The sequence below is a fragment of the Alistipes intestinihominis genome (assembly GCF_040095975.1).
Lineage (GTDB): Bacteria > Bacteroidota > Bacteroidia > Bacteroidales > Rikenellaceae > Alistipes > Alistipes senegalensis.
Genome location: NZ_JBBMFL010000009.1, coordinates 1 through 23,730, shown reverse-complemented (window position 1 = coordinate 23,730; position 23,730 = coordinate 1). Strand labels below are relative to the sequence as shown.

General features: G+C 52.2%; 35 protein-coding genes. All 35 read right to left on the bottom strand.

Features of this window, described 5'->3' with window-relative positions:
- Positions 1 to 26: 26 nt before the first annotated feature.
- A complete protein-coding gene (locus tag WMO46_RS08850) occupies positions 27 to 899 on the bottom strand; it encodes a DpnD/PcfM family protein (protein ID WP_004293663.1) in 873 nt (290 codons plus the stop codon).
- The gene (locus WMO46_RS08845; RefSeq protein WP_004293662.1) at positions 896 to 2,800 is read right to left on the bottom strand and encodes a hypothetical protein; all 1,905 of its coding nucleotides are present in this window, start codon (positions 2,798 to 2,800) and stop codon (positions 896 to 898) included. The genes WMO46_RS08850 and WMO46_RS08845 overlap by 4 nt, the downstream gene beginning before the upstream one ends.
- Positions 2,787 to 3,377, bottom strand: coding sequence for a hypothetical protein (locus WMO46_RS08840; RefSeq protein WP_004293661.1), 591 nt, complete (start codon positions 3,375 to 3,377; stop codon positions 2,787 to 2,789). The genes WMO46_RS08845 and WMO46_RS08840 overlap by 14 nt, the downstream gene beginning before the upstream one ends.
- A gap of 130 nt (positions 3,378 to 3,507) precedes the next feature.
- Positions 3,508 to 4,176, bottom strand: coding sequence for a hypothetical protein (locus WMO46_RS08835; RefSeq protein ID WP_004293660.1), 669 nt, complete (start codon positions 4,174 to 4,176; stop codon positions 3,508 to 3,510).
- A gap of 81 nt (positions 4,177 to 4,257) precedes the next feature.
- Positions 4,258 to 4,848 carry a tyrosine-type recombinase/integrase gene (locus WMO46_RS08830; RefSeq protein WP_004293659.1) on the bottom strand — a complete coding sequence of 197 codons (591 nt, stop codon included), beginning with the start codon at positions 4,846 to 4,848 and terminating at the stop codon, positions 4,258 to 4,260.
- 11 nt (positions 4,849 to 4,859) lie between these two features.
- Positions 4,860 to 5,759 (bottom strand): DUF932 domain-containing protein, encoded by a 900-nt coding sequence (locus WMO46_RS08825; RefSeq protein WP_004293658.1) that lies wholly within the window; start codon positions 5,757 to 5,759, stop codon positions 4,860 to 4,862.
- Between the two features lie 69 nt (positions 5,760 to 5,828).
- The gene (locus tag WMO46_RS08820) at positions 5,829 to 6,614 is read right to left on the bottom strand and encodes a hypothetical protein (protein WP_004293657.1); all 786 of its coding nucleotides are present in this window, start codon (positions 6,612 to 6,614) and stop codon (positions 5,829 to 5,831) included.
- On the bottom strand, positions 6,593 to 7,405 hold the full coding sequence (locus WMO46_RS08815) for a hypothetical protein (protein ID WP_004293656.1): 813 nt from the start codon (positions 7,403 to 7,405) through the stop codon (positions 6,593 to 6,595). Before WMO46_RS08815 ends, WMO46_RS08820 begins: the two co-directional genes overlap by 22 nt.
- 21 nt (positions 7,406 to 7,426) lie before the next feature.
- Entirely contained in the window at positions 7,427 to 7,642 is a 216-nt protein-coding gene (locus WMO46_RS08810) for a hypothetical protein (protein ID WP_004303944.1), read from the bottom strand.
- 15 nt (positions 7,643 to 7,657) lie between these two features.
- On the bottom strand, positions 7,658 to 8,194 hold the full coding sequence (locus WMO46_RS08805; RefSeq protein WP_004293654.1) for a hypothetical protein: 537 nt from the start codon (positions 8,192 to 8,194) through the stop codon (positions 7,658 to 7,660).
- A 2-nt stretch (positions 8,195 to 8,196) separates the two neighbouring features.
- The gene (locus WMO46_RS08800; RefSeq protein WP_004293653.1) at positions 8,197 to 9,219 is read right to left on the bottom strand and encodes a hypothetical protein; all 1,023 of its coding nucleotides are present in this window, start codon (positions 9,217 to 9,219) and stop codon (positions 8,197 to 8,199) included.
- A gap of 59 nt (positions 9,220 to 9,278) precedes the next feature.
- Entirely contained in the window at positions 9,279 to 9,488 is a 210-nt protein-coding gene (locus tag WMO46_RS08795) for a hypothetical protein (RefSeq protein ID WP_004293652.1), read from the bottom strand.
- A gap of 1 nt (position 9,489) precedes the next feature.
- Positions 9,490 to 9,708, bottom strand: coding sequence for a hypothetical protein (locus tag WMO46_RS08790; RefSeq protein ID WP_004293651.1), 219 nt, complete (start codon positions 9,706 to 9,708; stop codon positions 9,490 to 9,492).
- Between the two features lie 51 nt (positions 9,709 to 9,759).
- Entirely contained in the window at positions 9,760 to 10,050 is a 291-nt protein-coding gene (locus tag WMO46_RS08785) for a hypothetical protein (RefSeq protein ID WP_004293650.1), read from the bottom strand.
- Between the two features lie 55 nt (positions 10,051 to 10,105).
- Complete coding sequence (locus tag WMO46_RS08780) at positions 10,106 to 11,038, bottom strand: hypothetical protein (protein WP_004293649.1); 933 nt, start codon at positions 11,036 to 11,038, stop codon at positions 10,106 to 10,108.
- Positions 11,019 to 11,255: a hypothetical protein gene (locus WMO46_RS08775; protein ID WP_004293648.1), complete on the bottom strand. Its 237-nt coding sequence runs from the start codon at positions 11,253 to 11,255 to the stop codon at positions 11,019 to 11,021. The genes WMO46_RS08780 and WMO46_RS08775 overlap by 20 nt, the downstream gene beginning before the upstream one ends.
- A gap of 33 nt (positions 11,256 to 11,288) precedes the next feature.
- Positions 11,289 to 11,873: a hypothetical protein gene (locus WMO46_RS08770; RefSeq protein WP_004303947.1), complete on the bottom strand. Its 585-nt coding sequence runs from the start codon at positions 11,871 to 11,873 to the stop codon at positions 11,289 to 11,291.
- Between the two features lie 11 nt (positions 11,874 to 11,884).
- Positions 11,885 to 12,610: a hypothetical protein gene (locus WMO46_RS08765; RefSeq protein ID WP_004293646.1), complete on the bottom strand. Its 726-nt coding sequence runs from the start codon at positions 12,608 to 12,610 to the stop codon at positions 11,885 to 11,887.
- Between the two features lie 13 nt (positions 12,611 to 12,623).
- On the bottom strand, positions 12,624 to 12,911 hold the full coding sequence (locus tag WMO46_RS08760; RefSeq protein ID WP_004293645.1) for a hypothetical protein: 288 nt from the start codon (positions 12,909 to 12,911) through the stop codon (positions 12,624 to 12,626).
- 12 nt (positions 12,912 to 12,923) lie between these two features.
- Positions 12,924 to 13,103 carry a hypothetical protein gene (locus WMO46_RS08755; RefSeq protein WP_004293644.1) on the bottom strand — a complete coding sequence of 60 codons (180 nt, stop codon included), beginning with the start codon at positions 13,101 to 13,103 and terminating at the stop codon, positions 12,924 to 12,926.
- 362 nt (positions 13,104 to 13,465) lie between these two features.
- The gene (locus WMO46_RS08750) at positions 13,466 to 14,554 is read right to left on the bottom strand and encodes a hypothetical protein (RefSeq protein WP_004293643.1); all 1,089 of its coding nucleotides are present in this window, start codon (positions 14,552 to 14,554) and stop codon (positions 13,466 to 13,468) included.
- A complete protein-coding gene (locus WMO46_RS08745) occupies positions 14,551 to 15,030 on the bottom strand; it encodes a hypothetical protein (RefSeq protein ID WP_004293642.1) in 480 nt (159 codons plus the stop codon). Before WMO46_RS08745 ends, WMO46_RS08750 begins: the two co-directional genes overlap by 4 nt.
- An 869-nt stretch (positions 15,031 to 15,899) precedes the next feature.
- Positions 15,900 to 17,162: an RNA-directed DNA polymerase gene (locus tag WMO46_RS08740; RefSeq protein ID WP_004303952.1), complete on the bottom strand. Its 1,263-nt coding sequence runs from the start codon at positions 17,160 to 17,162 to the stop codon at positions 15,900 to 15,902.
- Positions 17,155 to 17,823 (bottom strand): hypothetical protein, encoded by a 669-nt coding sequence (locus WMO46_RS08735; protein ID WP_004293640.1) that lies wholly within the window; start codon positions 17,821 to 17,823, stop codon positions 17,155 to 17,157. The genes WMO46_RS08740 and WMO46_RS08735 overlap by 8 nt, the downstream gene beginning before the upstream one ends.
- A 13-nt stretch (positions 17,824 to 17,836) precedes the next feature.
- Entirely contained in the window at positions 17,837 to 18,409 is a 573-nt protein-coding gene (locus WMO46_RS08730; RefSeq protein WP_239454788.1) for a hypothetical protein, read from the bottom strand.
- A 103-nt stretch (positions 18,410 to 18,512) separates the two neighbouring features.
- Entirely contained in the window at positions 18,513 to 18,758 is a 246-nt protein-coding gene (locus WMO46_RS08725) for a hypothetical protein (RefSeq protein ID WP_004293638.1), read from the bottom strand.
- Between the two features lie 202 nt (positions 18,759 to 18,960).
- On the bottom strand, positions 18,961 to 19,281 hold the full coding sequence (locus WMO46_RS08720; RefSeq protein WP_004303957.1) for a hypothetical protein: 321 nt from the start codon (positions 19,279 to 19,281) through the stop codon (positions 18,961 to 18,963).
- Positions 19,282 to 19,286: 5 nt separating this feature from the next.
- Positions 19,287 to 19,766, bottom strand: a complete 480-nt coding sequence (locus WMO46_RS08715) for a hypothetical protein (RefSeq protein ID WP_004293635.1) — start codon at positions 19,764 to 19,766, stop codon at positions 19,287 to 19,289.
- A gap of 4 nt (positions 19,767 to 19,770) precedes the next feature.
- The gene (locus WMO46_RS08710) at positions 19,771 to 20,046 is read right to left on the bottom strand and encodes a DUF3846 domain-containing protein (protein WP_004293634.1); all 276 of its coding nucleotides are present in this window, start codon (positions 20,044 to 20,046) and stop codon (positions 19,771 to 19,773) included.
- A 15-nt stretch (positions 20,047 to 20,061) separates the two neighbouring features.
- Positions 20,062 to 20,520: a hypothetical protein gene (locus WMO46_RS08705; protein WP_004293633.1), complete on the bottom strand. Its 459-nt coding sequence runs from the start codon at positions 20,518 to 20,520 to the stop codon at positions 20,062 to 20,064.
- Entirely contained in the window at positions 20,517 to 21,407 is an 891-nt protein-coding gene (locus WMO46_RS08700) for a hypothetical protein (protein WP_004293632.1), read from the bottom strand. Before WMO46_RS08700 ends, WMO46_RS08705 begins: the two co-directional genes overlap by 4 nt.
- Positions 21,408 to 21,417: 10 nt before the next feature.
- Positions 21,418 to 22,515 (bottom strand): hypothetical protein, encoded by a 1,098-nt coding sequence (locus tag WMO46_RS08695; protein WP_004293631.1) that lies wholly within the window; start codon positions 22,513 to 22,515, stop codon positions 21,418 to 21,420.
- A gap of 40 nt (positions 22,516 to 22,555) precedes the next feature.
- Entirely contained in the window at positions 22,556 to 23,065 is a 510-nt protein-coding gene (locus WMO46_RS08690; protein ID WP_227043634.1) for a hypothetical protein, read from the bottom strand.
- A gap of 23 nt (positions 23,066 to 23,088) precedes the next feature.
- Positions 23,089 to 23,328: a hypothetical protein gene (locus WMO46_RS08685; RefSeq protein ID WP_004293629.1), complete on the bottom strand. Its 240-nt coding sequence runs from the start codon at positions 23,326 to 23,328 to the stop codon at positions 23,089 to 23,091.
- A gap of 4 nt (positions 23,329 to 23,332) precedes the next feature.
- Positions 23,333 to 23,545 carry a hypothetical protein gene (locus WMO46_RS08680; protein WP_004293628.1) on the bottom strand — a complete coding sequence of 71 codons (213 nt, stop codon included), beginning with the start codon at positions 23,543 to 23,545 and terminating at the stop codon, positions 23,333 to 23,335.
- Positions 23,546 to 23,730: the final 185 nt, after the last annotated feature.

Here is a 23,730-nt window from a genome sequence, read left to right as displayed (position 1 = left end):
CATGTGATGAACAGGTTCTATTTTCGTTATTCGGCCTCGTAGTACGGTACGCCGTGCCTTACCACTGCTTTTTCCATTTCTTCCCACCAGATTTCACTATGGCGGTCATTGTCAAAATCTATGGGCTTTCTTTTACCGAGCCGCAGCCGGTCCCGTGTCTCCATTTCCGTTTCGTACACAATCTGTTCCATTTCTTCGTCCGTAACATGGTAGGTATCGAACGGCTCCGGCAGAGATTCCAACTCCCTGCGTGACAGCTCGGATTGCCCGCAGGTGAAAACCTTGTCATAGAAAGCGTCATCTTTCGGCGGCAGTTCGGGTTCCTGTTCCGGCAGCACATCCAAATAATCCGACTCGTACAGGTAGTTTTCGTCGCGCCCCTTCGTCTGCCGGTTGTTCTTGAACTCTTCCAGATCACTTTCCGTCAGGCGGAATTCCTTCTTCTTACGCCGCAGGTACTCCATCATGTTTTCGAGGGAGGAGAACGGGGCTATGAGCTCCATGGAAGAACGGTTGTGCCAGGCATCGCTCCGGTACAGCAGGTAGACCTGCGGGCGGTTCCGAGCCGCCTCCTTACGGTATTCGCCGAACTCATACAGGGCGTTGTCGAAACTTCCGAATGCCAGCCGGACTTTGTCTTCGACGGATATGGACTCCCGGCATTCCTCGAAACGGCGTTGCACGTATCCGATGAAATCCACGTCTTCCAGAGTCTCCATGACCGTGCTGTCATCAGTCGAGAGCGCGATGTCAGCTCCTGCGAAATTGTCGGCTGACAGCACGTGTTTCTCTTCATTGTATTCGTCTTCCGCCCTGCAGACGGCCAGACCGGGCGTTTCTGCCTCGATCTCCACGACCTTACGGAGCGTCTCTTCGATAGCTATCCGGTATTTTTTCATTGTATGATGTTTATTTGTTTCAGTTCACGTTTGTAGTTTCTCAATGACGGCTTGTGCCCTTTCTCCCTTACGATCTGGCGCATCTGTGCAAAGGTGTATGCCTTCTCCATGTCCAGGCCGTAGTCCGTGGCGAATGCCGTCATTCCGATATAGCAGAAGCCGAACTTCCGGTGCAGCATGTCGGCCGTATAAGGAGTCATGTCTTCCGCCAAGGTTACGGGGACAGCCATTCCCCGGATCTTGAACTTCAAGCCCTCGATAAGGGTCCCGCAGTTGTCGCTGTGGTAGGTCAGGTCCCTGCGGCGGGCGCAGTAACCGATGGTCTCACCCATGAAGGTGTTGCGGAAGATTTCCGTACGGTTCAGGTCCTTCAACTTCTCGACACCGTAATAGCAGACCGCCTGTACGGCTTTCAACGCTTTGTCCACACGGGGTTTGACAAAGCGGGGGTCGTTTTCCGCCACGATCTTTTCCAGCCACGTGCGGTGGAAGGTTCCGACAGGCACGTCGAACACCTTCTCCGGCGTGCAGTATTTTGAATCCGACCGCGTCATCATCAGATGTGCCGAGGACGGCTCGTATTGTTCTTTCAGGTAAAAGGCCAGACAGGTATTGCCGACTTTGCAGTAAGTATAGTCGTCACGGCTGTTTTTCAGCGACAGCATCGTGGTTTCCCCGCCGTAGAACTTCTCGGGCAGTCCGGTCTGTCGGCAGAACTCCGTGAGGAAATGTCCGGGGATGGCATGTGCATAACTGCGCTCCTGGTAGCACTCCTTCGCCATTTGCGGAGTGATGAACCGTTTGGCAAAGTCACAGATATGGTAATGACCGTAATCATACGCCGCCTGCGTGTTCGCGGAGCTCTGGAACTTTTTGGGCATCTGGCGGAACCAGCGGAAACTCGTCCCGTGCTCCATGCAGTAGTCGACAAATTCCCGCGTCCATACATTTTCAGGAAATTCGGGACAGTTGCCGTTTCTTCGGATGAATGCCTTGCACACTTCCACCGTGAGCAGGGATTGTTCAGTTTCCTCGTCGATATAGCAGTTCGTCTCCCGTTTGCTGTTATCGATGGCAATGACCAGTCTTTCCGGTGTCTTGAACCGCTTCGGCAACTCCCCGAACATGTAAGGGTGTTTCTCCATCAGCCGGTCCGCCAGCATGTCGTCCAGATATACCGACAACGGCTTGAAAAACTGGGGGTCTGTGATGAAGTTTTTTCCTTCGGTCGAACAGACAGCCGCATGGAGAATCTCATAGGAATAGAACCGGGCGGGAACAAGCGAGAGGTCATGTTCCGCCATCTTGCGGTAGTATGCCGCAGTCTTGAAACGGGACGGCACGACGGCATCGGTAACCGTGCTCAATATTTTCATCCCGTCGAGCATCCCGTAATAGAACTCTTGAGTCTTTACCTCAACGGGGACATATCCGAGGATAAGCCCCGTTTTCATGACGGCGTCTGTCCTGCTGTCCGTGTAATACGGGTCGTAAATATAGCTGCGCAAGGCCAGGTATGCCAGTTGCGCATCCCAAAGGCGTTCAGGTATGAAGGCGAGAATGTCGAAATCCCCGCGTCCGTTTCGGATGACCGCTTCTGCCATTTCTCGGGTAACCATTGCTTCGGGAACGGCCGTGATATTCTTCGGTTTTTTGCGCATGGCGTAGTCACAGACTGCTCCCGAACGGTACGCCTCCGGAATATTGCGCAGCTCGAAGCTGTGCCAGCTCTCCGTGCTGCCCGCGATGATTCGTTCTATACGTCCGGGTGTGAGGAAACGTCCCGGAATATGGCTCAGCACCTCTATTTCCTTGCTTTCGACGGCTGCTTCCACGATCTCTTCCGTGAACAGGTGTTCCGGCAGCCATTCTATGGCCGATACGATGTTATTGTGCCGCATACAGTTTCTTTTTAAGGTTGGACGAACGGACGATTCTCACAAGGCGGCACCCCCGGTAGACATAGAGTATCCTGGATTCCCGTTCGGCGAGTTCCTCAAGTCCCTGCCAGTGCTGCGGTGTATTTATCTTTTCGAGTCGGACATGGTTGTTCACATATACCGTGATCGGTTTCATGCTGTCATGGGAGGGCGTATCTTCGACGAAGAGCGGCTGTTCACAGTATTCTCCCTTGTCCATGACATGCCATCTGCCGTTATCGAACAGGAGGCACGTGTCCTCCATGCGGCCGAAAATGTCTGCGTTGTCCGCGATGCGTGATGCGGATTGCCGCGGTGTTTCCCGTCCGTCACGGATCTTTGAAAAACAGTGGACGGTATCGCCGGTTCCTGTCCATTTTCCATAGGGTGACGGTCCCAGTTTTTGTATGTCGCCCAGCGACAGCAGGGCATCTACCCGTCTGTCATTGGGATAGAACACCCGGAGTTTCCTCACAAGGTCTTTTGAAAGCGTCTCATGGAGCGCCTTGATGTGCCGGACACTGCCGTCCGGCAACAGTTTTCCGATTTGTATGCTCATAATAGTGCTATCTCTTGTTGTTGAAGTATAGCCGGGTCGTCCTTCTTTCGATTGACAGTCCGGCTTGAAAATTATGATTTACAGAAGTCTTCGGACTGGTATCCGGCCATGTCCGGTACGGAACCGCGTGTCATTCCGTCCTGTCGTCTTCCCGTCTTTTCATTTTCAGTTCCCTGCCGGTTGCCGTGCGGCAGAGCGGCAGTTTCCCGGAAGCGGTTTGCTTGCATCCCTCGACGAGCCGTCCTTCAGACACCATTTTCCCGTACATTTCCCTGATATAACGGTATGCCGGGGAGGTGTTCGAATAAACGGACTTCCCACGGAGTGTCTTGACACGCAGCTTTTCGACGAGTATTTCCAGCACCTGCTCCCGGCTCTTGTACAGGTTCCGGCGCTTGGTGCGGAAGGCGTCGAGAAAGACACCCCCGATAGTCATGTCATGAGTCTTGTGGTAATACGCGAGTTCTTCCTCCTCCGTCAGGTCGAGAATCTCGCCGTAAGTGTCAGTACGTAGGTACCGGAAGGTCGTTCCTTGTGCCAGAATCTTCTCGATAAGCTCCATGTGCTCTTTAAGAACAGGGCCCGATAACGATTGGGGATGACAGTACAGGCATGTCTTTCCGAGATACACCTCGGGACAACCGTCTTTGTATTTGTTTTCCTTGATGCTGAACCCTGTTTCCGTGAAAAGGCGCTTTACCTCGTCGAAGAAGCGTCCGGCTTTCTCTTCCGGCATGCGACCGCCGTCATAGCCGGACTCGACGCGGAAGTATGTGTCGATATATATCGGTGTGTCCATTTACAGTTCTGATTTTGATATGTTATATAAAGCATAGCCCGGAACCTCCCGCTCGGGTTCCGGGCATCGTTGAAAATATTCTCATAGACGTATGGAATCGAACACTTTGTCGATGTCCTCCTGCGCCAGCCCGATGTAGCGCCGGGTGGTTTCCAGGTTGGAATGGCGGAATATCTGGTTGAGCAGGATCAGGCCCTCGGCCGAGCGTCCCATCAGCTCGTAGACATAGCGCCCGAAAGTCTTGCGGAAGGTATGTGTGGAGAATGCCCTGATCGGCAGCCTGTACCTTACCTTGAATACCTTGAGCAGCCTGTTGATGTATTCCAGCGAGTAAGGTTTCCCGGTACGCGGGCTGAGAAAGATGTACTGTTCGGGGGCGGGTTGTCCGAGCATCTCGTACAGGAAACGGTTCTTCTCCTGCACGTCCCTGTTGAACTTGATCAGGCGGTTTTTCTTTGTTTTCTGCTCGATGCGGGTCATGGTGCTTTTTCCTAAGATGTCTTTCCAGCGCAGGGTCCTCACGTCGGAGGCCCTGCATGCCGTGCAGAACGACAGCCAGCAGTAGGTCTCCCACAGGTACTCGCCGTCCTTCTCAAGCCCGCGGACCAGCCTGTTATATTCCGCTATGGGCAGGTAGTCGGCTGTCGTCAGTTGTCCCTTGATTCTTGTCACGTGGCAGCCTTTTAAGATTCCGGCAACCCTTCCGAGAGCATCAGCTCGGCCAGCGCCCCGTTCTGGGGAATCATGGCCGGAATGTCCGTACGTCCGGGCTTGTAGATTTCGGTTGCCACGTTATAGATATCCCACGCCGTGAGCGTCTTCTTCTCTTCGGTGAGTTTGAGCAGGTCCTCGGTGAAGATGGAAATCTGGGACTGGTTCAGGGGATAGGTCTCCACCTTGGACGAAAGACGCTTGTCGGAACTGTCATGCGATACGCGCAATGCTGTCAGCAATCCGATGTAGGCGTACATCTCCACCGGGGTAATTACTTTCGCTTTCAGGCGGCGGATGCGTTCCCTGTCCTCGTTCATCTGTACCTCGAAGTTCGAGAGCCACTCGTCTACACGACCGAAAAGCTCTTCGGTGGTGACTTTGTCTTTCCCGTAGTTCGACACACTGCGTTCGGGGGAGAGGATGCACTGGTTGTGGCACACCCTGACGCACGGGCCGATGGCCGCCTGGATGCCGTCCTGATGGAAGGCGATGACAAGCGTCGTGGTCAGCTCGTCCGTTTCCCATTCCTTAATGCGGATGGTCGTATAAACGCGGCGCAGGATATGCGCCTCGACGGCCATCGCCCCGTACTTTTGTTCCACCTGGGGCAGGACGACCACGCCGGGCTGTGCCTTGTTCTTGTTCTGGGCGGCGAAGATTTCCTCCACCTCGTAATTCAGGTTGTGTTTCTGGCAGATGTCCGCCATGCGCTCTATCACCTCGTAATGGTAGATTCCCTTGAGCGGGTTGCCATAGATGTCATTTTCCTTGTGTGTGCGCCGGAGCGTGTCGAGCGTCATCACCTCGACGTTGTTGTTCTGGAAATCGAACTGCACGGGGGCGGCCGTTGTTGCTAATGCTGTTGCCATAATGATTGATATTAAAAAAGTTATACAATAAGAAAGGCGGTGAACCGTTGTCCATCGCCTTTCCGGAATTCATTTTGCGGTTTCAGGCAGGTAACGCCTGCATATCAGGTCCGTGATACTCGGGTAATACACGTTGCCATAAGTTCCGTATGGTCCGAAACGGGCAAGGAAGCGGAAGTAAAAATCTACCGGACGCCGGTAGCTCGTCTGTATTTTGGTTTTCAGCAGGCGGTAGGCGTACTCGTCAGAATTTTCCACCTTGACCTTGCGTCCGTTGAAATAATAGTTTCCCTCCTTATCTGAAGAAAACGATACCTCTTCCTTTGCCGGACGCTCGCCGGCAACGACCCTGAAGAAGTCCTCCAGGGAGCGGCAATCCTGGTATTCTACCGGAATCGTGTCGCCCTCTCGCAGTTTCACGTCCAGTTTGTCAAGCAGTGTCTTGATGGCGGGCGTGTAGATATTTTCGGATTGGAAGCATCTTGTATCCCGCCAGTATTTCTCGAAAAGAGAGCCGGTTTCAAGGAGTAGGAACAGGGTTTCACGCGCTGTCTGCGGTTTATCGGCCAGATATGGAATATACTCGGTCACCAGTATGGAAAGTGAAAGATACTCCTCCGGTTGCAGTTCGCTCTTCTGGTGCAGGTTACAGTGCCTCTCGAGCAGGGAGTCGATGTCGGCTTCCCGCAAGCTTTCGTCCGTCCATACCAGGCAACCTTCTTTCTTGCAGGCGGGACATTTATCCGCTCCATACGGCAGGAGCATCACCTTGCCGCAATCGGAACAGGTGACCAGGTCGCCTCGTTCCGTATAAACATCTACCGTTTCCATTCTCAATCCTCCGCGTAAGGCCATTCAAGGCAGCAGTCATTGCATACGGCCACGCCCTCGTCACTCAGAATGTCAATATCTGTGCCCCCACATTCGGGGCATACCGGTACCTTTTTCTTGTCCATTCGTCGCTCTGCCGCTTCTTCCGTCAGAAGCAGCGGCACCCAGTATGCCGATGTGCCGAAATCCCGTATCCCGTTTTCATCCTGTATGGGTTCACAACCTTTCGTTCCCATGTATTTCTGGGAGTCCGGCCAACACACGGCACGGTAACACTTGTCCCGTTCGGGAGATTTGCCGGTATGGCGTATATAGTCTTCCTCGGGCACGTAAAGCGCCCCGTTCTCCCCGCTTCCCCATGCCGGATAACCGGTTCCTTCTTCCTCGAAAGGAGCACTTTCCTCGGGAAATTCCACGAGTGCATATAACTTGTCATCCCATGCCAGGGAACACTCGCCGCAGTGGAACCGACTTTCGTGAATATCATAACGGATATTTTCCGAATTGCATTTCGGACAGATAATGTCTTTTGTTTTTACTTTCGGGAAACTCAGGATTTCTCCGGCAATGATTTCCATGCTGGGCCAGAACAACTGTTCGCAGTAATCGTCGGCCATCTTTTCCGCCAGATTCTGCATGTCGTCATCGCTGATCTTTTCCACATCGAAACCTTGTCCTTCCAGGTCATCGCGGTGGACGGACGTGATAGGGAAATACCCGGCGTTCAGCTCCCGGATAAATTGTCTTTCCTCTTCTGTCGGTTCGGGTAAGTTGTTGAAATATTCCCTGAGCCGTTGATAAAGTTCTCTTACCATAATTATATTCCTGTTTTTAATCTAATATCCACCAGTCGAGGACCAGTAGTTCCGGTCCATGATTTTTTCAAGTTCGAGGTCGGAACGTTCTTTCCAGAGGTCGAAGTCATCAAGCAGCTCCGTTCCGTCCTCCAGAGAAAGCACAGTATCCTCATTGTCAAACAGATAGTCTTGTATGTCATATCCGGACGGATAACGGTTTTCCCGGATGATTTCTTCTGCAATTTCCTTGTCCATTCGGTTGCCATTTTTTCAGTTCGCCGGTATTGTAACCGGATTCATTTGTTTTGTCTTTTCCTTGTAAAACCTGTCGATGGCAAGGAAGTAGTCCTCCGCATCCCAATCAGTGCCCGCATGCTCAGTCTCGAATTCTTCCGCCCACTGGACGATCTCGGCATTGACGGCACGGGAGTCCCTGTCCTCCCACAGGTTGTCCGCCCCGGCATTGTAGGCAAGGTCCACGACAGCCTCCTGCAACTTGTTGTAGCCGTTACACTCTCTACCGTTGGAACGCAGCCATAAGTCCACGTCGACGGCATCCTCTTCCGTCGTCCCATTGTGCAGGCACAGGCACTGCCCGTTGCCGTTATGGCATACGAGGACCGGCCGTTTGGTGTCGGGGCATATCCGTACCAGCAGCTCATTGGCGGCAAGTGTTTCCGTATCATGCCCATTGAGCATTGCAGGAAGCGCCTGGCTGACCAGACTCAGGATTTCCTGTTCCTCCTTTGTCCCGGACGGCTTGGAAGCCAACAGGTTCTGTATGCGTTTAAGAAGATTGTAAATCATAATCAGCAGTCATTATGTTCTTTCCAGATTTTACGTTTCTCGTCATAGCCCTTGTTTTCCCACCATTCATTGCAGGTTTCGGCAAACCCCTGATGGTTGTCTCCGGCCGGACACTTGTCCTGACGGCAACCCGTGATCTGTTCCATTTGATTTGCGTCCAACGAGTTCCACCATTCCTCCATGCGTTCTTTGAACTCTTTTAAAGTACAGAATGGCTGATGGTCCTCGCATTCGTCGCACCAGTTATCATAGCGGTCTATACCCGTGGTACCGATGAATGTACGGGCATTCGGATCCACCCATGCCTGGGTCTGTATATTGTCTGAACCGCACCCCTCGCATACGACAATCTCGTCGTCATTGACATCAGCGGAGATGAACCCGTGTTCTTCCAGCCAGTGGGCAATCTCAAGCAATCCCTCGGTCTGTACCTGTCCGATGGGCTCATCGAAATCCTCGCCGGCTTCGCCGTTGAGCGTGCAGAGCAGTTTGCCGTTCCCGTCGATGAAAAGTTCATAAACGGTCGCACTTTCATAACCGCCGTATCCGTAAAAAGCGGAATTGTGGACCACCACTATCGGGGAGGTTTCATACTCCGCTGATTCCGCCTCCCGGTAATGTACGCCGCAGTTGCGGTAGAACGTGCCGATGATGTTGTTCTCCTTCTTCACGGCGTCGCGGATTTTCTCCATAAGTGATCTTCTGATGGAGATGATACTGAGGTGCGCATAATCCTTACGGAGACGTCTGTACACTTCCTGCTCGAAGTTGCCTCGAACAGAGTCGAAAGGGGATACGCCGGCGTTCTCCCGGATATATTTGTCCTCGTTAAAGTTGTAGCGCCGGCAGACAATATTCTTGACGCGGCGGAATTCCTCTCCGGCAAATTTGAGGATACTGTTCTCGCCTAGCGAAGTCGGAAAATAGCAGCGGGGCATGTGCACTGTCATTTCACGGTAAAGTGTGTCATCGTCTTCCGGAAAGGTTCTGTCTGTTTCCGGCTTTGTAGGTTTTTCCTGTTCCATGTTGCTTGTTTTTTATCTGTAGTTGAACAATTTCCGGTTTGCCGCCCGTTGCATGGCGGTCACCATATTCTTATGTCATAATCTTTAAAATAGTATTCCAACTCTTTTAATCCTTCCAAAGAGTGCAGCTCGTTCTTTCCGGTCACTTCGATGTCGACGGATACTGCATTTTCATCTTTGATGTTTACTTTGGCATTGTCAAACACGCATCTTACATATTCTGCAATGCATGAGGCAGGCAGGTCGTTTTTTACAATATTAAGTACCATATTATTTATTGTTCATTAAATGTTTGCTACGTCCATAAACCGGGCACCGCTTGCGGTATCTGCATTCGCCCCGGGCCGCGTCGGTATGCGCCCGGTGCCATTCATCCCAGCTCTTCACTCCATTGTCTGTAAGGAATATGATCAGTTGCATGCAGCAGAAACCGCGTTCCTCACGTTTCCGGTCATGAAGGTTGGCCAGCCCGTTATCTTTAGGTTTCATACAGGTTTGATGTTACGGCAGGTTTGCTCGAAACGCCTTCATGGCATATCATTAAAACCATGAGACATGCACATAGGCATCGCTTTGGTCACTGCCGTTGATTAGACAATCAAGTACTTCGATAAACTTTTCCCGGTCCATCCCGGCCTTTGCCAGGCAGGAATAAAATTCTTCGGCATTCTGCCGGAAGGTTTCATCCTGTTCTGAGATATGTTTTCTTAGCTGCTGCAGACCCGAACGGGCTATTTCGAAGTCATCGGTATAGGCGTCTTCTGCGGAGTTATCAACTTCGAACATTGTCAGGATATCATAAAAGATATCCTGACCGCCCCCGCCATACATACCCGGATATTTGTATTCGATTTGCCAAACTCTGGCTACATGTAGTTTCTGGCCATTATCTTTTCATTTTTCGGATTTGTTGTCTTATGCAGTGCAGCATCAATTCGATACCACGGATGCTTTCCTCATTCTCTTTCAGTTTGTAATAGTAGGCGTTCGCTTCGTCGTAGTCTTCCCGTGCCTTGCGCAATCTGCATTCCTTGGCGTCACGGACCTGTTCATGGGACAGGTCGTAACCGATGAACTCGTCCATGAAACAGGAAACCGTACGCCCGTAATAGTGGTCCGTGCGGGTTTCCACCGCAGTACGGATGATGTCGTCGCACCGCCTTCCGAGTGTCCGGAGTACGTCGCTGATATGCCGGTCATGGTACTCGTAACCGAAGAAACGGGTATACCACTCGTGTTCCTGCCGGTTTGTCTTCCCCGCGTAATACTCGTACCATTGGGCGTCGCACTTGGTGTGCCTCTGGGTAACCTTGAATATGGCATACTCTTCACCGATCCATGTAAAACGTGAGAGTATCTCACTCGCTTCTTCCTCATAGTAGCTATCCCGCCAATTCAATTCTTCGGTCTGGCTGAGCGGGAGGAATGACTGTTTGGTGATCCACTGCCCGAAACCTTTGTGCGTGACATGCGGAAGCACTTTCACGACCTTGCTCCATGCCTCGTTGCAGGCTTCATCCAGTGAAGGGAAACTTTCAGGAAAGCGTTCCCTGTCCGTTCCGTCTCGCAACACCTCGTTCCAATCTTTGTCGCAGACAATGAGGGTGAGGTCCTCCCTCACATGGCAGTCGCGTTCGCAATAGCCGTAGGGAGCATCGCAGAGCGTGTACCACTCCTTCGGTCCATAACCGTCGTCACGTCCCAGATAGCGTTTGGGCTTACCCTTCTCTGTCTGCACCTCCCACACTTCCGTGCAGTTTCCACGGTCGATATGGTGCAGGCGTACCCTGATTTCCTTGTTATCTCGTTTTTCTTCCATGTCGTTCATTTTTAGTATGGCCTGTCTTTTTCTTTTCGAGAATCCGGTAGATTTCTTCAAGGTCATGCTCATTGTCTATCGGTTGCCCGTATTCCGTATCCACGATGACCACCCTGGCATTGGCCAGGTGACATCCTGCTATCGTCTTGTCATAGCCGCTCCATTCAGGATTGATTTCTGTTACCGTGTCAAATTCAAGTCCGTATGATGTCTTCATTGTATTTCCAGTTATTATGCGTATTTTTCTATTTTATGCTACCGCTTTGTTCTGCCCGTCGATAATATGCCTGCATTCGGCTTCCAGTTCTTTCATACATTCCGTACCATAGAATCCCCAACAACTGTCCAGTTCATTGTCATCGTCACTTTCCGGCATGATGCGATACCCGAAAACTTCCCCGGTATAGTAGTTGTCAAGGGTACTGATTTCGTCTTGCAGGTATCCCTCGATCCGCTTCCTGCGTTTCGCGGTGATGTTCTTCCACCCGTATTCCCGGCGCACCTTGTCCAACGGTACCGCGATGATTCCGAAAAATCCGGAATCCCACGGGCAGCTGAACGGCGAGGTGGATATTGTAATGCCGCCATGGTCGTAGAGGTAGACCGGCAGGGCGATATATTCCTTCAGGAACGATTCCCGGAAATTTCCGATATGCCCTTCAAAAACCTTGTCGATATCGAAGTGGTCATCAAACTCCTTCTCCGGGCGGTAGCGACGATGTGCCGTATAAAGCGTACCGAGATTGTCATATGCTTCACGCGGGCTTCGGGCGTCATCATCATAATAGATGTTGATGCGGTACCCGTTATATTTGATTTGATTATATAGATTCATTTGCCTGGGTATTATGTCTTGTTACAAAGTCTTACAAATTGTTCCGTAATCTCGTCCCGCTCGAACTCGTCGCAGTTCAGGTCGAAGAATATACCCGAAGCCGCGAGCATGTCACGGGCTTCCCCGTAGGTAAGGTCGTTCCTGTGCCTGTATCTGTCCACCATGTCCCGATGTTCGGCTTCCGCCCGGTCGTGCAGCCTCATTTTATACAGCCTGTACCATGCGGGGAACTGTTCCTTGGAAACCATATTTTCCAGCTGCAAGTCCCGGTATCTTCCCGGTGCCAGCAGGATGTGGCTGTCAATGTAGGACTTCGCCTCGGCTATGATTCCCTCCCTGGTGAAGGGACGGTGGGAGCGTGCCGTGAAATGCACCCATCCACCATGCAACGGGTGTTCGATTTCAATCTGCACACCCTGCCTCCTGACATGTACCACGATATAGGCGGTCTGGCCGGGGAACATATCGTCCTTGAGGCTCACTCCCCGGCAGGCCGGCGGGTCAACATGGATGTAGTGGTCCTGCCTTGCGCCCCCGAGGAACCTTTCAAGCTGCCGCATCGACTGGCGGTAGATGAATGTCCCCACGCGGCACTGGCCTCGGCGGATGTCGCCGTAATAGTACTTTCTTGCCCTTGCTCCGGTAATGCGGGACTCGTCCGATGCCTCGAAATAGCTCCGGTAGGTATCGTCCGTACGGCAGAAATCATATATTTCCTGAAAAGTCCTTGTTTTCATTTGTTACTCCTTTTTATGTATTGTCTTCTTCCGGCGGGGGAAATTCCCCCGTCCTGTAAAATATCTCTCCGAGACGGTCAGCCTGTTCCGCCAGACCTCTCTTCCGGACAGCCGACACGGCATCGCGTGCGGCCTTTTCGTACATGCCCAGCAGTACCGCCTCGGGCAGGCGTTTCGTCCGCCACACCTCCTGTGCGGTGGCGAGCATCTCCACCTCGCAGCCCAGATGGCTGGCCGTGAGGATAATGACGGCATTGCCGATGAAGTTCGGTACGCGTTCTTCCTGTTGTTCTCCTTTCATTGTTCCGTGCCTTTAATCCGTTTCGAACTCGTCTTCATAGACCTCGATCTCCTTCCTGCTCTCGCAGATGCGTACCAGCCAGGTGTATTGGAGCCGTTCCAACAGTTCTATACGGCGATAGCCCTTGTAGGGCACTTTCAGCGTTGCAATGTCTCCCGGTTTCATGTCAGGCGGGTATTTCAAACTGGACATGGAAATGGAATTCGCTTATCAGGCTGCAAATCTGCGGTACTGATTTAGGATCCTCCCCGTAAAGGTAGAAGATGGTCCGGCAACGTGTCAGGCATCGGATACCCTGTTTTCGTAACCGGTACAGCAGGTAGGCCCTGCGTCGTAGTTGTTTCTTGCTCATCGTATAAAGGATTATGTCGTTTTGATTAGAATAGCGGTGTGGTCGTCAAACAGGGGCATCTCTTTACGTTTTCGATGTAATGCCTCCATTGAAAGATGCTCATCTTGTGTTAACAGGGATGAGCATCATTTCAATGGAGGGAGTACTAATTTATTCTGACCCGCCACACCGCGCCGCCTACCGGGCGGATGGTGATGACGGCCTATTTCTTACGCCATGCCGCCATCTTCTTTTTGATGTTGATATTGTTGTCCGCCAGCATTTTTTTCAGGACTGCCAGCAACCGCCAGCCTTCTCCGTTTTTATACTCTTCCGCCTTGGCTGACAGGAACGTCAGTGACTGGTACTTGTCCAGACGCCGACCCCGGTCATTGACAGCCGTGCAACCGTGGAAACGAATCAGGTTCTGCATGGTAAAGAACGCCCCGGCTCCCTTATAGGCATCCATCCATGCCTTGCTTTGAGGAGTGCCCCATGGCAGCCGGATACGACGGTCATTGAACTGTCTGACCGCGTTGTAAAGCTGTGTGGCGTCCAACGCGTGCCTGATGTGGGTTATCGCGATGGAAAGCGGGTAGTACAGTTTGGATTGCAGGTCCTCCACGAAAATATTACGGCCGTGTATACGCTTGTAGGGAACTCCCTTGCATTTTCTTGTTTCCAGGTTGCCCACGTGTTTTTTCAGCGCGTTGACATAGTCGCTCGCGATGGCCAAAACCACATCACGGTTGAACCAGCGGTTTCTCTCGGCAAAACCCGTGATGTCCTTGTGTTCCATCTTCATCTGGGCGTGCAGCTCGTTCAAGAGCATTTTCCACTGGTAATCATAGCCTTTCCGGTGAATCATCTCGGTCACCCCTGCCGGCTCTTTTTCACGGTAATGCGTGTATGACATCATATGGAACATTTGTGCCATGACCCACCGGCGGAAGAGTCGGTTGTTGGGAACGGTACCCTGTGCCATGATGCTGCCGAATATCGGGTCGTTGTCATCCAGGATGGTAAGTTTCCCGTCTTTGTTGGAGGCGATATACTCGCCGCCCTCGGCTCCCTGCATGGCGAACAGGCAGCTCACGTCCACACCGGCACCGCGGAGTGCCTCGATACGCTCCCGCGCCCCTTTGGGAAGTCCGGCAGGAGAATTATGGCCGGCCACCACCGGATAGACGGTGCCCAAATCCGAATTCTTGCCGATAACGGTGCCCGTGGCGGCAAATTCCTTGTCCGCGATGGCGAATTCCGTGCCGCATCCGGGGCACAGGACTTTTGTTTCTTGTTTCTTTCTACTCATTGTGAATTTGTTAATAATTGATTACTTCCGGGTTCCACCCATTTTCTGAGTATCACCAGGTCCTTGTCTTTTTCGCTTTGCCAGAACCATTTGCCCATCGTTTCGGGATTCCATGTGAACCCGCCTATAATCCGGCAGAGGATATAGAATTCCAGCTCGAATTGCGCGGTATCCCGGTGTTGCCCGTACAGCATGTCCCCGTCCTCGAGGTCACTTTCGGGCAATGCCATGAAATACCGGCGGGACTTGCTCTGGCTGCGCTCCGATGGTATCGAATGTTTATAGCGGCGGTACAGCTCCTCCACATCCGTGAAAAAATCCCCGCAGCCGTACTCCGGCAACCACGGAGCGCCATCATACCTGCCGTTCCGTATCATGTGTCTCCCGTTTACTTTTAAACTTCTGGACTGGAAATCAATCCGGAAATTTGCGCCGTTCTCTATGGCGGTGACGGTTTCTCGGTAAATATCTTCCATTTTCTCACCTGTTTACAATTAATGGCACTCAAACCCCTGGCGCGTATCTTTATAGTCCTGATAAATACAGTAGGACTTCGGTCCTGAACCAGGTAGTTGCCTGGCTCAGGACCAAGCTTGAATACTGTATCTTGAATTTGGGTCCCTCGTGCATATGCGGTCGCGCTACCTTCTGTTCAGGGGACTCATCCGGACGGCACATCCCTTTAAAAACCTGATACGGGCCGCGAGTACAGCTGGAACCTGTGTCATCTGTCGTGTTAGCAGGAGATAACACAGGCTCCAGCCGTGTGAATTGCGGCTCTGTTGAAATCCCGGCCTTGCCCCCTTTGCCCTGTGCTGTTCTTTTTGCGGTTCCCGGAATGCCGGCACGTTCCTTTACAGGTCCGATGTCTGCTGTGGCGGAAGCCGGAATGGCGCCGTCGTATAACGTTAGGGATACGACGGCGCGAGACGGGCTTATCGGGGACAGCAGGCTGAATCCATTCCCCCGAACCGCACGTTCCCGTGCTGGAAAAGACCGAAAGTTCTCATAATACCGGCACATGGCTTTATGCTTCCGATGTATCCCGCGTATGGGTCTTCTGCGGAGTCCGAAGGCGACGGTCAGCCGCCTTCAGACTCGGAAAGAAGACGTTGGTACGCGGGATGCCCAAACCTATTCCTTGAACTTTCCCGGTGTGCTCCGGTAACGGGTACGGGACAGACGGCACATGACTTTAATTTCCCGATACATTACAGGCGCAGCCAGAATCGAGATGGGATTAACCGGGTGTTAGACCGGTTAATCTCGATATGGATTCTGGTTATAAGCCTGTAACGTTGAATAGCCTGCCCGTCCACCCGTTCTGCCGTGTGCCCGGCGTAACTTATAGCGATGCCACCAGCGTGTTGTACACCGCCCGGCTGGTCAGAAGGGCGTTACGCATGCAGCCGACAGTCAGGTAACCCGGTATGTCCCGGTCTGTTTTATCGCGGTTGGCCTTCACGTTGCGTCCCCGTCCCCGGACGATGCAGCCATCCGGTTTGGTTCGGACATATCCCAGACCGCCGATCTTGCACCTGCCCGTCTGAACGGCTCTAAAGCAGTCCATCACGAACTTGTTCAGCTCGTTGAGGTCACTCTTCACATTACAGACCGGCAATACCTGTATCGCCCAGCTGAACTCGCCCTTGTACAGGTAACGGTTCACGGCGTCCACGGCTTTTGCCAGTGTCGTGTCCCGGCAGCGGATTGTCCGCCGCTCGATCTCGTGCTGGAAGGTCTTGATGCGTGATGACGAGAGCGAGACCATGCCGCCCTTGATACTGAATCCTAAGAACTTGAACCAGACATCGGCTGCCAGGTATTCCACTTTCTTGGGATTTAGCTTCATGGATTTATCTTCCAGGCGTTTTTGGAGTGTGTCCATCGCTTTTTCATAATCCTTGCCGATAAAAAGCATATCGTCGGAATACCGGACGTAGTAGCCGTTCATTTGTGACAGTTCCCTGTCTAGGTCGTAGAGCAGTACATCCGCCAGCCAGCTAGCCACAGCACAACCCTGTTTCAAGGATTGATACTTGCTTTGCAACCGGTTATCTTCATCGAAATAGAGGTCCGAGTGGTAATATTTCCTAAGTACGTCTATCAGGGCAGACTGGCCGTGTTTGGCCTCCACCTTGTCGAACGCCTCGTCGATGAACCGTATCGGAACACTGTCGAAGTATTTGGAAAGGTCGGACTTCCAGCCCAGACAGCCGCTATTGCCGGTTTCTGTCATCCGGTGGCTGACTTCCGTAACTACCTTGCCGCACCCTATACCGGTCTGGTAGGACTTGCACGAAGAGTGCAGCATCTCCGGCATCAACTCGAAGAGCAGGTCGTTGGCGATACCCAGTACTACGCGGTCCATCGGCTCGTTTACGTACACTGTGCGGAACTCACCGTTGTCCTTGGGTATCTGCGCCGTGTGGGGAGGGGAAATCTCGTACTTTCCCCGGCGCATGGCATAGGCCATCGCCATACGGGTATGCTCGTCGGTCAGCCGAATAAGTTGGTCTTTCCTAATGTCTTTCAGCACGCCTTTCTCAATGGCCTTCGTCCACCGGCCTATGTCGAAGAACATTTGCAATATCTTGTCTTCATTCATGGCACTCAAAACTTTTTTGGGAAAGGATAAAATTCAGTATGTCCATGCCGGATTCTACGTCACATTCCTGCTCGTACTCCTCGCCCGTGTAGTAACTGTAACCCATGATGAAGATTTTCCCGTCTTTCCGGAGCGACGCGTTCGTGATGACCAGTTCCACGGGGTCACGGTCCACAACATGGAGATAGGTCGAGGATTGTTCACCGTTGTCATCAAGGCTGCCGCCACACTCGGAAAGCAGCTTCACGGACAGGGCGTAACATTTTTCATTCAGGGCTTTCTCCGCCACGTGATGGTTGTTCATCTCTTCCGTAAGTGTTCGGATGCGGTCACCGCGTCTCTGCTCGGGAACCGGTTCGAAAGCGGTTTCGAACATCCAGACAGGCATCCATTTATGGAAGACGGCGGGTCCCAAGCGGCATATGTAAACTTCATCGTTCTCTTTCTCCGTCTCCGGGATATCCATTCCCGAGGCTCGTGCTGCCGCTACGCTCATGCGCTCGAAACCGCCGAGGCAGGAAGGTGCCGACTTCAAACGGTAGGGACGGATGTTTCCTACAGGGACACCCATTGACATAAGTAGCATCCCCTTAAAAGTGTCGGTAACGGGAGTGGTTTGCTGTTTGTTCATTCTTTTATTCATTTTCTGGTCTTTGTACATACATTATGATTTCTCACGCATCCTCCGCAAGGGCCACAAGCCGCTCTTCCGGCAGCAGGAACTCCTCGTCCGTGAAGTAATAGCAGATTTTCCGGTCCACGGCCTCCGCCTCGTCCGATATGGGTGCGCCGTCTTTGCCGACCAGCACGTCTTGCAGACCCGTTACAGAGACCAGGGTTTTGTATTCCCCGCCCGTTCCACGGAACAGCGTCAGTTCCCTGACAAAATATTCCCTGTCATTCCATGTGATAATCTCAAACATTTCCTCCACTTCCGGGAACAGCCGGCACAGGACCGGAAACAGTTTGCAGGCATCGCTCCGGAGCATCAGGAAGACACATTCCATCAGGCATAGTCCGGCATCTTTGAGCATGGGCAGCAATACGTCCGTGCCTGCTCCGTTTGCCTCTGCCACTATCAGGGCTTTCCAGTATCCTTCCTGGAATGAGTCCGTCCAAGGGATGAGTTCGGCTGCCCTGACGGAATAGGAAACCGCGATTTCTTCCGGATTGTCCTCGTCCGTGGAAATCAGTCCTATTTTCGTGTCATCTTCGACAGGCTCCTTTACCGGCAGGCAGACTTTCATTTTCCGGAACGTGTCCGTGTCCTCGTCCGCCCAGTTGACAAAGCCGCCGAATCTTATAAAATCATATCTGCTCATTTGTCATTATTGTTTATTGTTATTTACCTTACAATTCTTCCGGTTCTCCATCGTTGATACTCCGGTAGAAACGGTCTCCGTCCGCCCACTTCTTGGCGGTGATAGCCAGCTCGAAAGCTTCCTCTATGGAAAGGCCGTCGGCGGGAAGGGCATCAAGGAGTTCTCCCATGCATACGTCATTCTCGCGATACTCTTTCTGCACCTTTCCGAGTGTCATTCTGCCCTTGTCCGTCTTTTTACGCCACAAAAGCATCTGTTGTATCCAATTTTTCATGCGATTCTTTTATTAAAGGAAATCCTTGGCATAACTGCGGGCTTCATTGAAAGTGTTGAAGCCGATTCCACTCATGCAAGAGATTGCCCAGTATCTTAATTTCCTGCTTTCGGCACGGGCAAGATAGATTTGCCCGATACGAATCCCGTCTTTGAGAATGTCATGCCGCTTGTCTTTTGTAATCCGTACCATGTTCCGACATTCACTTGTCCATTTTCCAAAATCCGTAATCGGACCCGTCACCGAGATGAGCACCGAAATAGTACCCCTCCGGTGAGTAACTATCGAGCGTGTCGAACAGCGATTCCAGCAATCCCGCCGCGTCATCGCTGTTCCACCAGTCTGCTTCTTTGTCCTCCATGGCATGGGCGGGGATGGCATTCATCACCTGCACGTACTCCGGTGTGTCACGGATAACGTCCAAGAACGCCGGAATCAGGTCCTGCGTGCGCATCGTGCCGTGGGAGATACTCTCTCCCGGCACGGCATGGAGGCGGTTTTGTGTCCTCTCGTCTATGAACATGGCATTTAGATAAAGGGCAGACGGGTATCTTCCAGCATGGAGGCCAGCATTTGACACATCTCGTATGAAGCACGGTTGCGGTCGTCAATGCAGCGTGAATCACGCCCTGCCATAGCGGTAATGGAAGCCTTTACCGTTCTGAAGAATGTCTGTTCCAGTGTCTTGTGGAAATAAGGAAGAGCCTGGGCGAAACGTTCGGACTTGAATCCCAAATCGTTCATGGCGTATTCCAGCTGTTTGGCCGCCTTGTACTCGCGGCTGTTCTCCAGGCTTTCCGGAATATCACCGAACTGTGCGGTCCGGAGCTGGCGTTCCAGTTCGATGACGGCCACCGAAAGCAACAGCTTGATGGCTTCCGGGTTGCCGATACCGTGTTTCTGCCCGTCAGCGGTATGGAACTCGATCAGGTTTACACTGTTATTCTCTTGTAATTCTTTGTAGCATGCGAGGGTCTTGCTGAGCGCTTTTGCTTTCTCTTTATCCATAATTTTATCTGATTTGATTGTTATTGCACACAAGTACGTCCCCAACGATGAAGTCTTTCGACGCCGGGTGATGAGCACGGAATATCCTGCTCGCTTCAAGATTGAGGGACAGAGGGATAAATTTGCCTTCCTCGTTGACGACCATTGTCGTGTTCCCGTCCAGTTCCACCAGTTCGATGTAGCCGCCGACAATCGCCTGCATCTCCTCCAGCGTGAAGTCTGAGCCATTGGCTGGCTGCACGGGTTGGCGTGTTCCGTCCGTTTTGATGATTTCTGTCATAGTTGCTTTGAAATTTTAAGATTCATGACTCGCCAGTATATCCAAAATCTGTTGCAAAGGGAATTTTTCAGTCCAGAATCGCTCGTCGGTATGTTTGCCGTACGCCCGGTATCTGGCTTCCCCGTTTGCAAATACCGCCAAGATATGGCTGACCAGCACATTGTCCGGCGGAACCAACCTTTCCAGTTCCGTTTCGGTCAGTTCCACGAAGCACCAGTTATTGTCTTCCGGCAAGTCCTCGCTGCCCAGTATCCCGTCCTCGTCCGGCTGGTAAAAACCAACCGATATGTCATAAAAGTTCAAAGACTGGAAACTGATGTCATCCTTGAATGGCTTGACGGCTTCCAGCCTGCCGGACTGTGTCTGTCTCCACTCTTTTGACAGGTACACGATTGCAAAGTCGCAGCAATCCCATGCACTGTCAGTTCCTGCCTTGAGCAGGAGGTATGGGGTAGGTTCATTTGAGATTTTCATCGTATTTCCCTCCTTTTATGCCACGCGTGATACCGTTTCACGGTGCGTAGCTGGTTAATGATATGGCCAAAAAGCTTGCGTGAATAGATGCGGTAATGGAACACAGCCGAATACTCGCATACATTGCCGTGAAAGTCCACGTGGGAGCGGTCATCCGCAAAGTCGAACAAGTCGCCCTGGATTTCCAGCGTGTATTTGTTCTTCCGTAGCCAGTCAAAAAACTCGAAGATGTCCTTCTTTTGGGAGTAGAAAGTACAGTATTCGTAGCGGTTTCCGCGCAGGTTCCTCAGCAATGCCGCCATCTCGTTCCGTTCCCGGCGGTCGCCAAATTCGGATCCCGTCCGAGTGGCGAGGTTCTTCAGGAAATATATTTTACCTCCATACTCGAAATAGTACGGTATGTAGGTGACCGTCTTTTTGTACCAATTGACATATTTGACAAAGGAAGCCTTCTTGACGATGGCGGGATGCAGGTTTACTTTCTCCATGTGTTCCCGAATCTGGCGGTAGATTTCCACATTGGAAAGACGTACGGGACGTTCCGCCCGGAAATACCTGCCGTCCGACTCGAAACAGAGCGCGTACAGGTTTCGGTAATACGGTTCCCCGACAAAGAACCAGTCGCTCTGCATGCGGGCCGGAGGCAGGCATTCCAGCAGTTCGTAATAACGTTCCTCCGTAATTTCATGGAAGGGCTTGCAAAGTGCCCGGGTATAACGCTTCACAAGCAGTGTCATGCGTACCGGTGATACAGCGACCAGGTACGGGTTCTTCTCCCTTTCGCGCAGTGCTTCCAGCGTCTCGCCGCCGTAGTCGCTGTGCATGTCATCCGACATCGACGTGAGGCATGTCCCGTCGAAATAACGTGAATCGATGATGTATCTCATGGGCACTGGATTAAATGGTTATTTTCAACACCTGACCGGCGGCATATTCGGCATTGCGGGTGAGCTGGCGCTGCCATGCCTGGTTGCGTGGCGCCCACTTGAAAGCGTTACGCTTCAAGGTCGTACGCATATCGGTATCGGGTATTTTGTCGAAGAGGATTTGCAGGCGGTCTTCTTCGAAGTTGTAGACCACCTTGCCGCCATCGAACGGAATCTCACGATTTTCACGGCTTGCCCGTTCCTGCTGCTTTTCCCGCACCTTGCGGACGAGTTCGGGATACTTGAAGATTGAATGGCGTGCCGTGACGACAGGTTTCTTGACTTTGTCGTTCCACTCTCGCAGACGAGCGACGGCACGGTCGATGATTTCCACGTTGCCATGGTTGACATAGGTGGAGAGTCGCCCGGCGAGGTTGCTGACGAAGAGAGCCCGGCTATAGCCTCGTGCCGTACCCGTATCGATACCGTGAATGGTCGAGGCGGCATCGTCGATAAAGGCTTTGACCTTCTGCCACTCCTCCTCGAGACGCTGTTCTTCGGGCTTGGCCGCTTCGGTAGCCTTGCGAATCGCTTCGAGTGCACGTTCTCGCCATTCCCGGAACGCCGTGACGCTCTTGGCGTGGCTGTTGCAGGCCTTTTCGTTGCGGCCCGTGTTGAAGCGTGCAGGTCCCGTAATCATCGCGCTGGCACAACGGCTGTTGGCGGCGATCATGGCAGAGAAATAGCGTTTGTAGTTTTCCATGTAACGTTCCCGCTGCTGCTCGGGCATCGACTGCAAATCCTCGTGCAGTTCCTTTTCGTGCGAGGCGATGTCTGACTCACCCCGCTCGTCGGGTGAGAAGGAGGTGAGGTTGTAGGAGCTGCACGCCTGCTTGAAATATTCTTCCAGATAGCCCGGGTGCGCCACTTCCACAACTTCCCAGTCCTTGAAGTCCGCCGGGGCGAGGATTTCTTCCTTGCCCGGATTCCCTACAAGATGGGAATAGCTGCAATACCCGTGTCTCTTTCCCCTGAAAAGAAACGCTACCGGTTCGCTTTCCGGGGCATCCACACGCCGCACCATGGTCACACGATGGGCATTTTCCTTTGTCAATAATGTTGTTTCCATACCTTTCTTCTTGATTTCGTTATTTGATTGTTTCCGATTTTTATTGTTGCTTCATCCGGGCGGCATGGTCCATTACAGAGGCGAACCCCACCTCGATACCTATCTGGTATCCGCCCTTGATGGTCGATTCCAGCTCCGCCTCGCTTTCGATCAGGGATTCCGAATCATCGGCATAAAGCCTGTACAGGGAGAATACGTCTGCCTCCCATAGCTTCCGGGCATTTTCCGCCGATACAAGCAGCCACACGAAACCGTCCTCACGGGTTACCTTGACGGCGGCTTCGCTATGGCTCAGAGTCCGCCACTCCTTGATGTCCAGTGCCACCCTCCACACGATATACATCAGCGCATCGTGGCGGCTTTTAATATCAGGGGAATCGCACAGGCGGCTGGCCACATCTTTGAGTGTCCGGAAAGAGTCCGCCATGAACTGCTCCACGACATACGGCTTTTCGGCAATGGCGGAACAGGCATCGTCCGCCCTGCCTGATTCCGGAACGGTCTGAATATCCTCCTCTTCAAGGAAGATTTCACGGTGCAGGTAGTCCAAGTAGTAATATGATTTCATTCCGCTTATTCTTTGGGGGTGAAAGTGATTCTCGTGTGCCCGTCATAACCGAAGGACGGTTTCAGGCCGAAGGCTTCGGCATCACTGCTGATGCAGCAGATGTCCCAAATCTCCAACCCTCCGGCGCAGGTTATGACGGTATTGTTTTCAGATATTTGCGGCGACTTGTCTTTCAATGCAGCCCCGCCGCAGATGCCGCGTAGAATAACACCACGCTGGTGGGTAGTAAGTTCTTTCGTTTCCATAGACCTAATCTTTTGCTTTTACACCGAACATGTTCTCCATTGTACTGGCGAGGGCTTCCTTGAAACCGTCGCTTACGCCCCAGTATTCAAGTAACCCGTTGCCGATGACCTGCATCTGTTTGTCGGTGGGCATATCGCCATCATACCCGTATTCCTTGAGCAGGGCACGGCTGATGATGACACCTTTTATCTCGTTGATTCTATGTTCCTCTCCCATAGCCGTTAATACATCTTTACCCGCAGACCAGATATCTGCTTTCTCGTTATTTCTGTCATTTTCTTTATCCGTTTATAAAAGCATAGGGGCATTCCGCCCCCATAGTTGTTTTCCTGTTACAATCCAAATAAAATTGGATCAAAGTTTTCGGTTAAATTTGTTTTTATCTTATTTACAGCGTATTG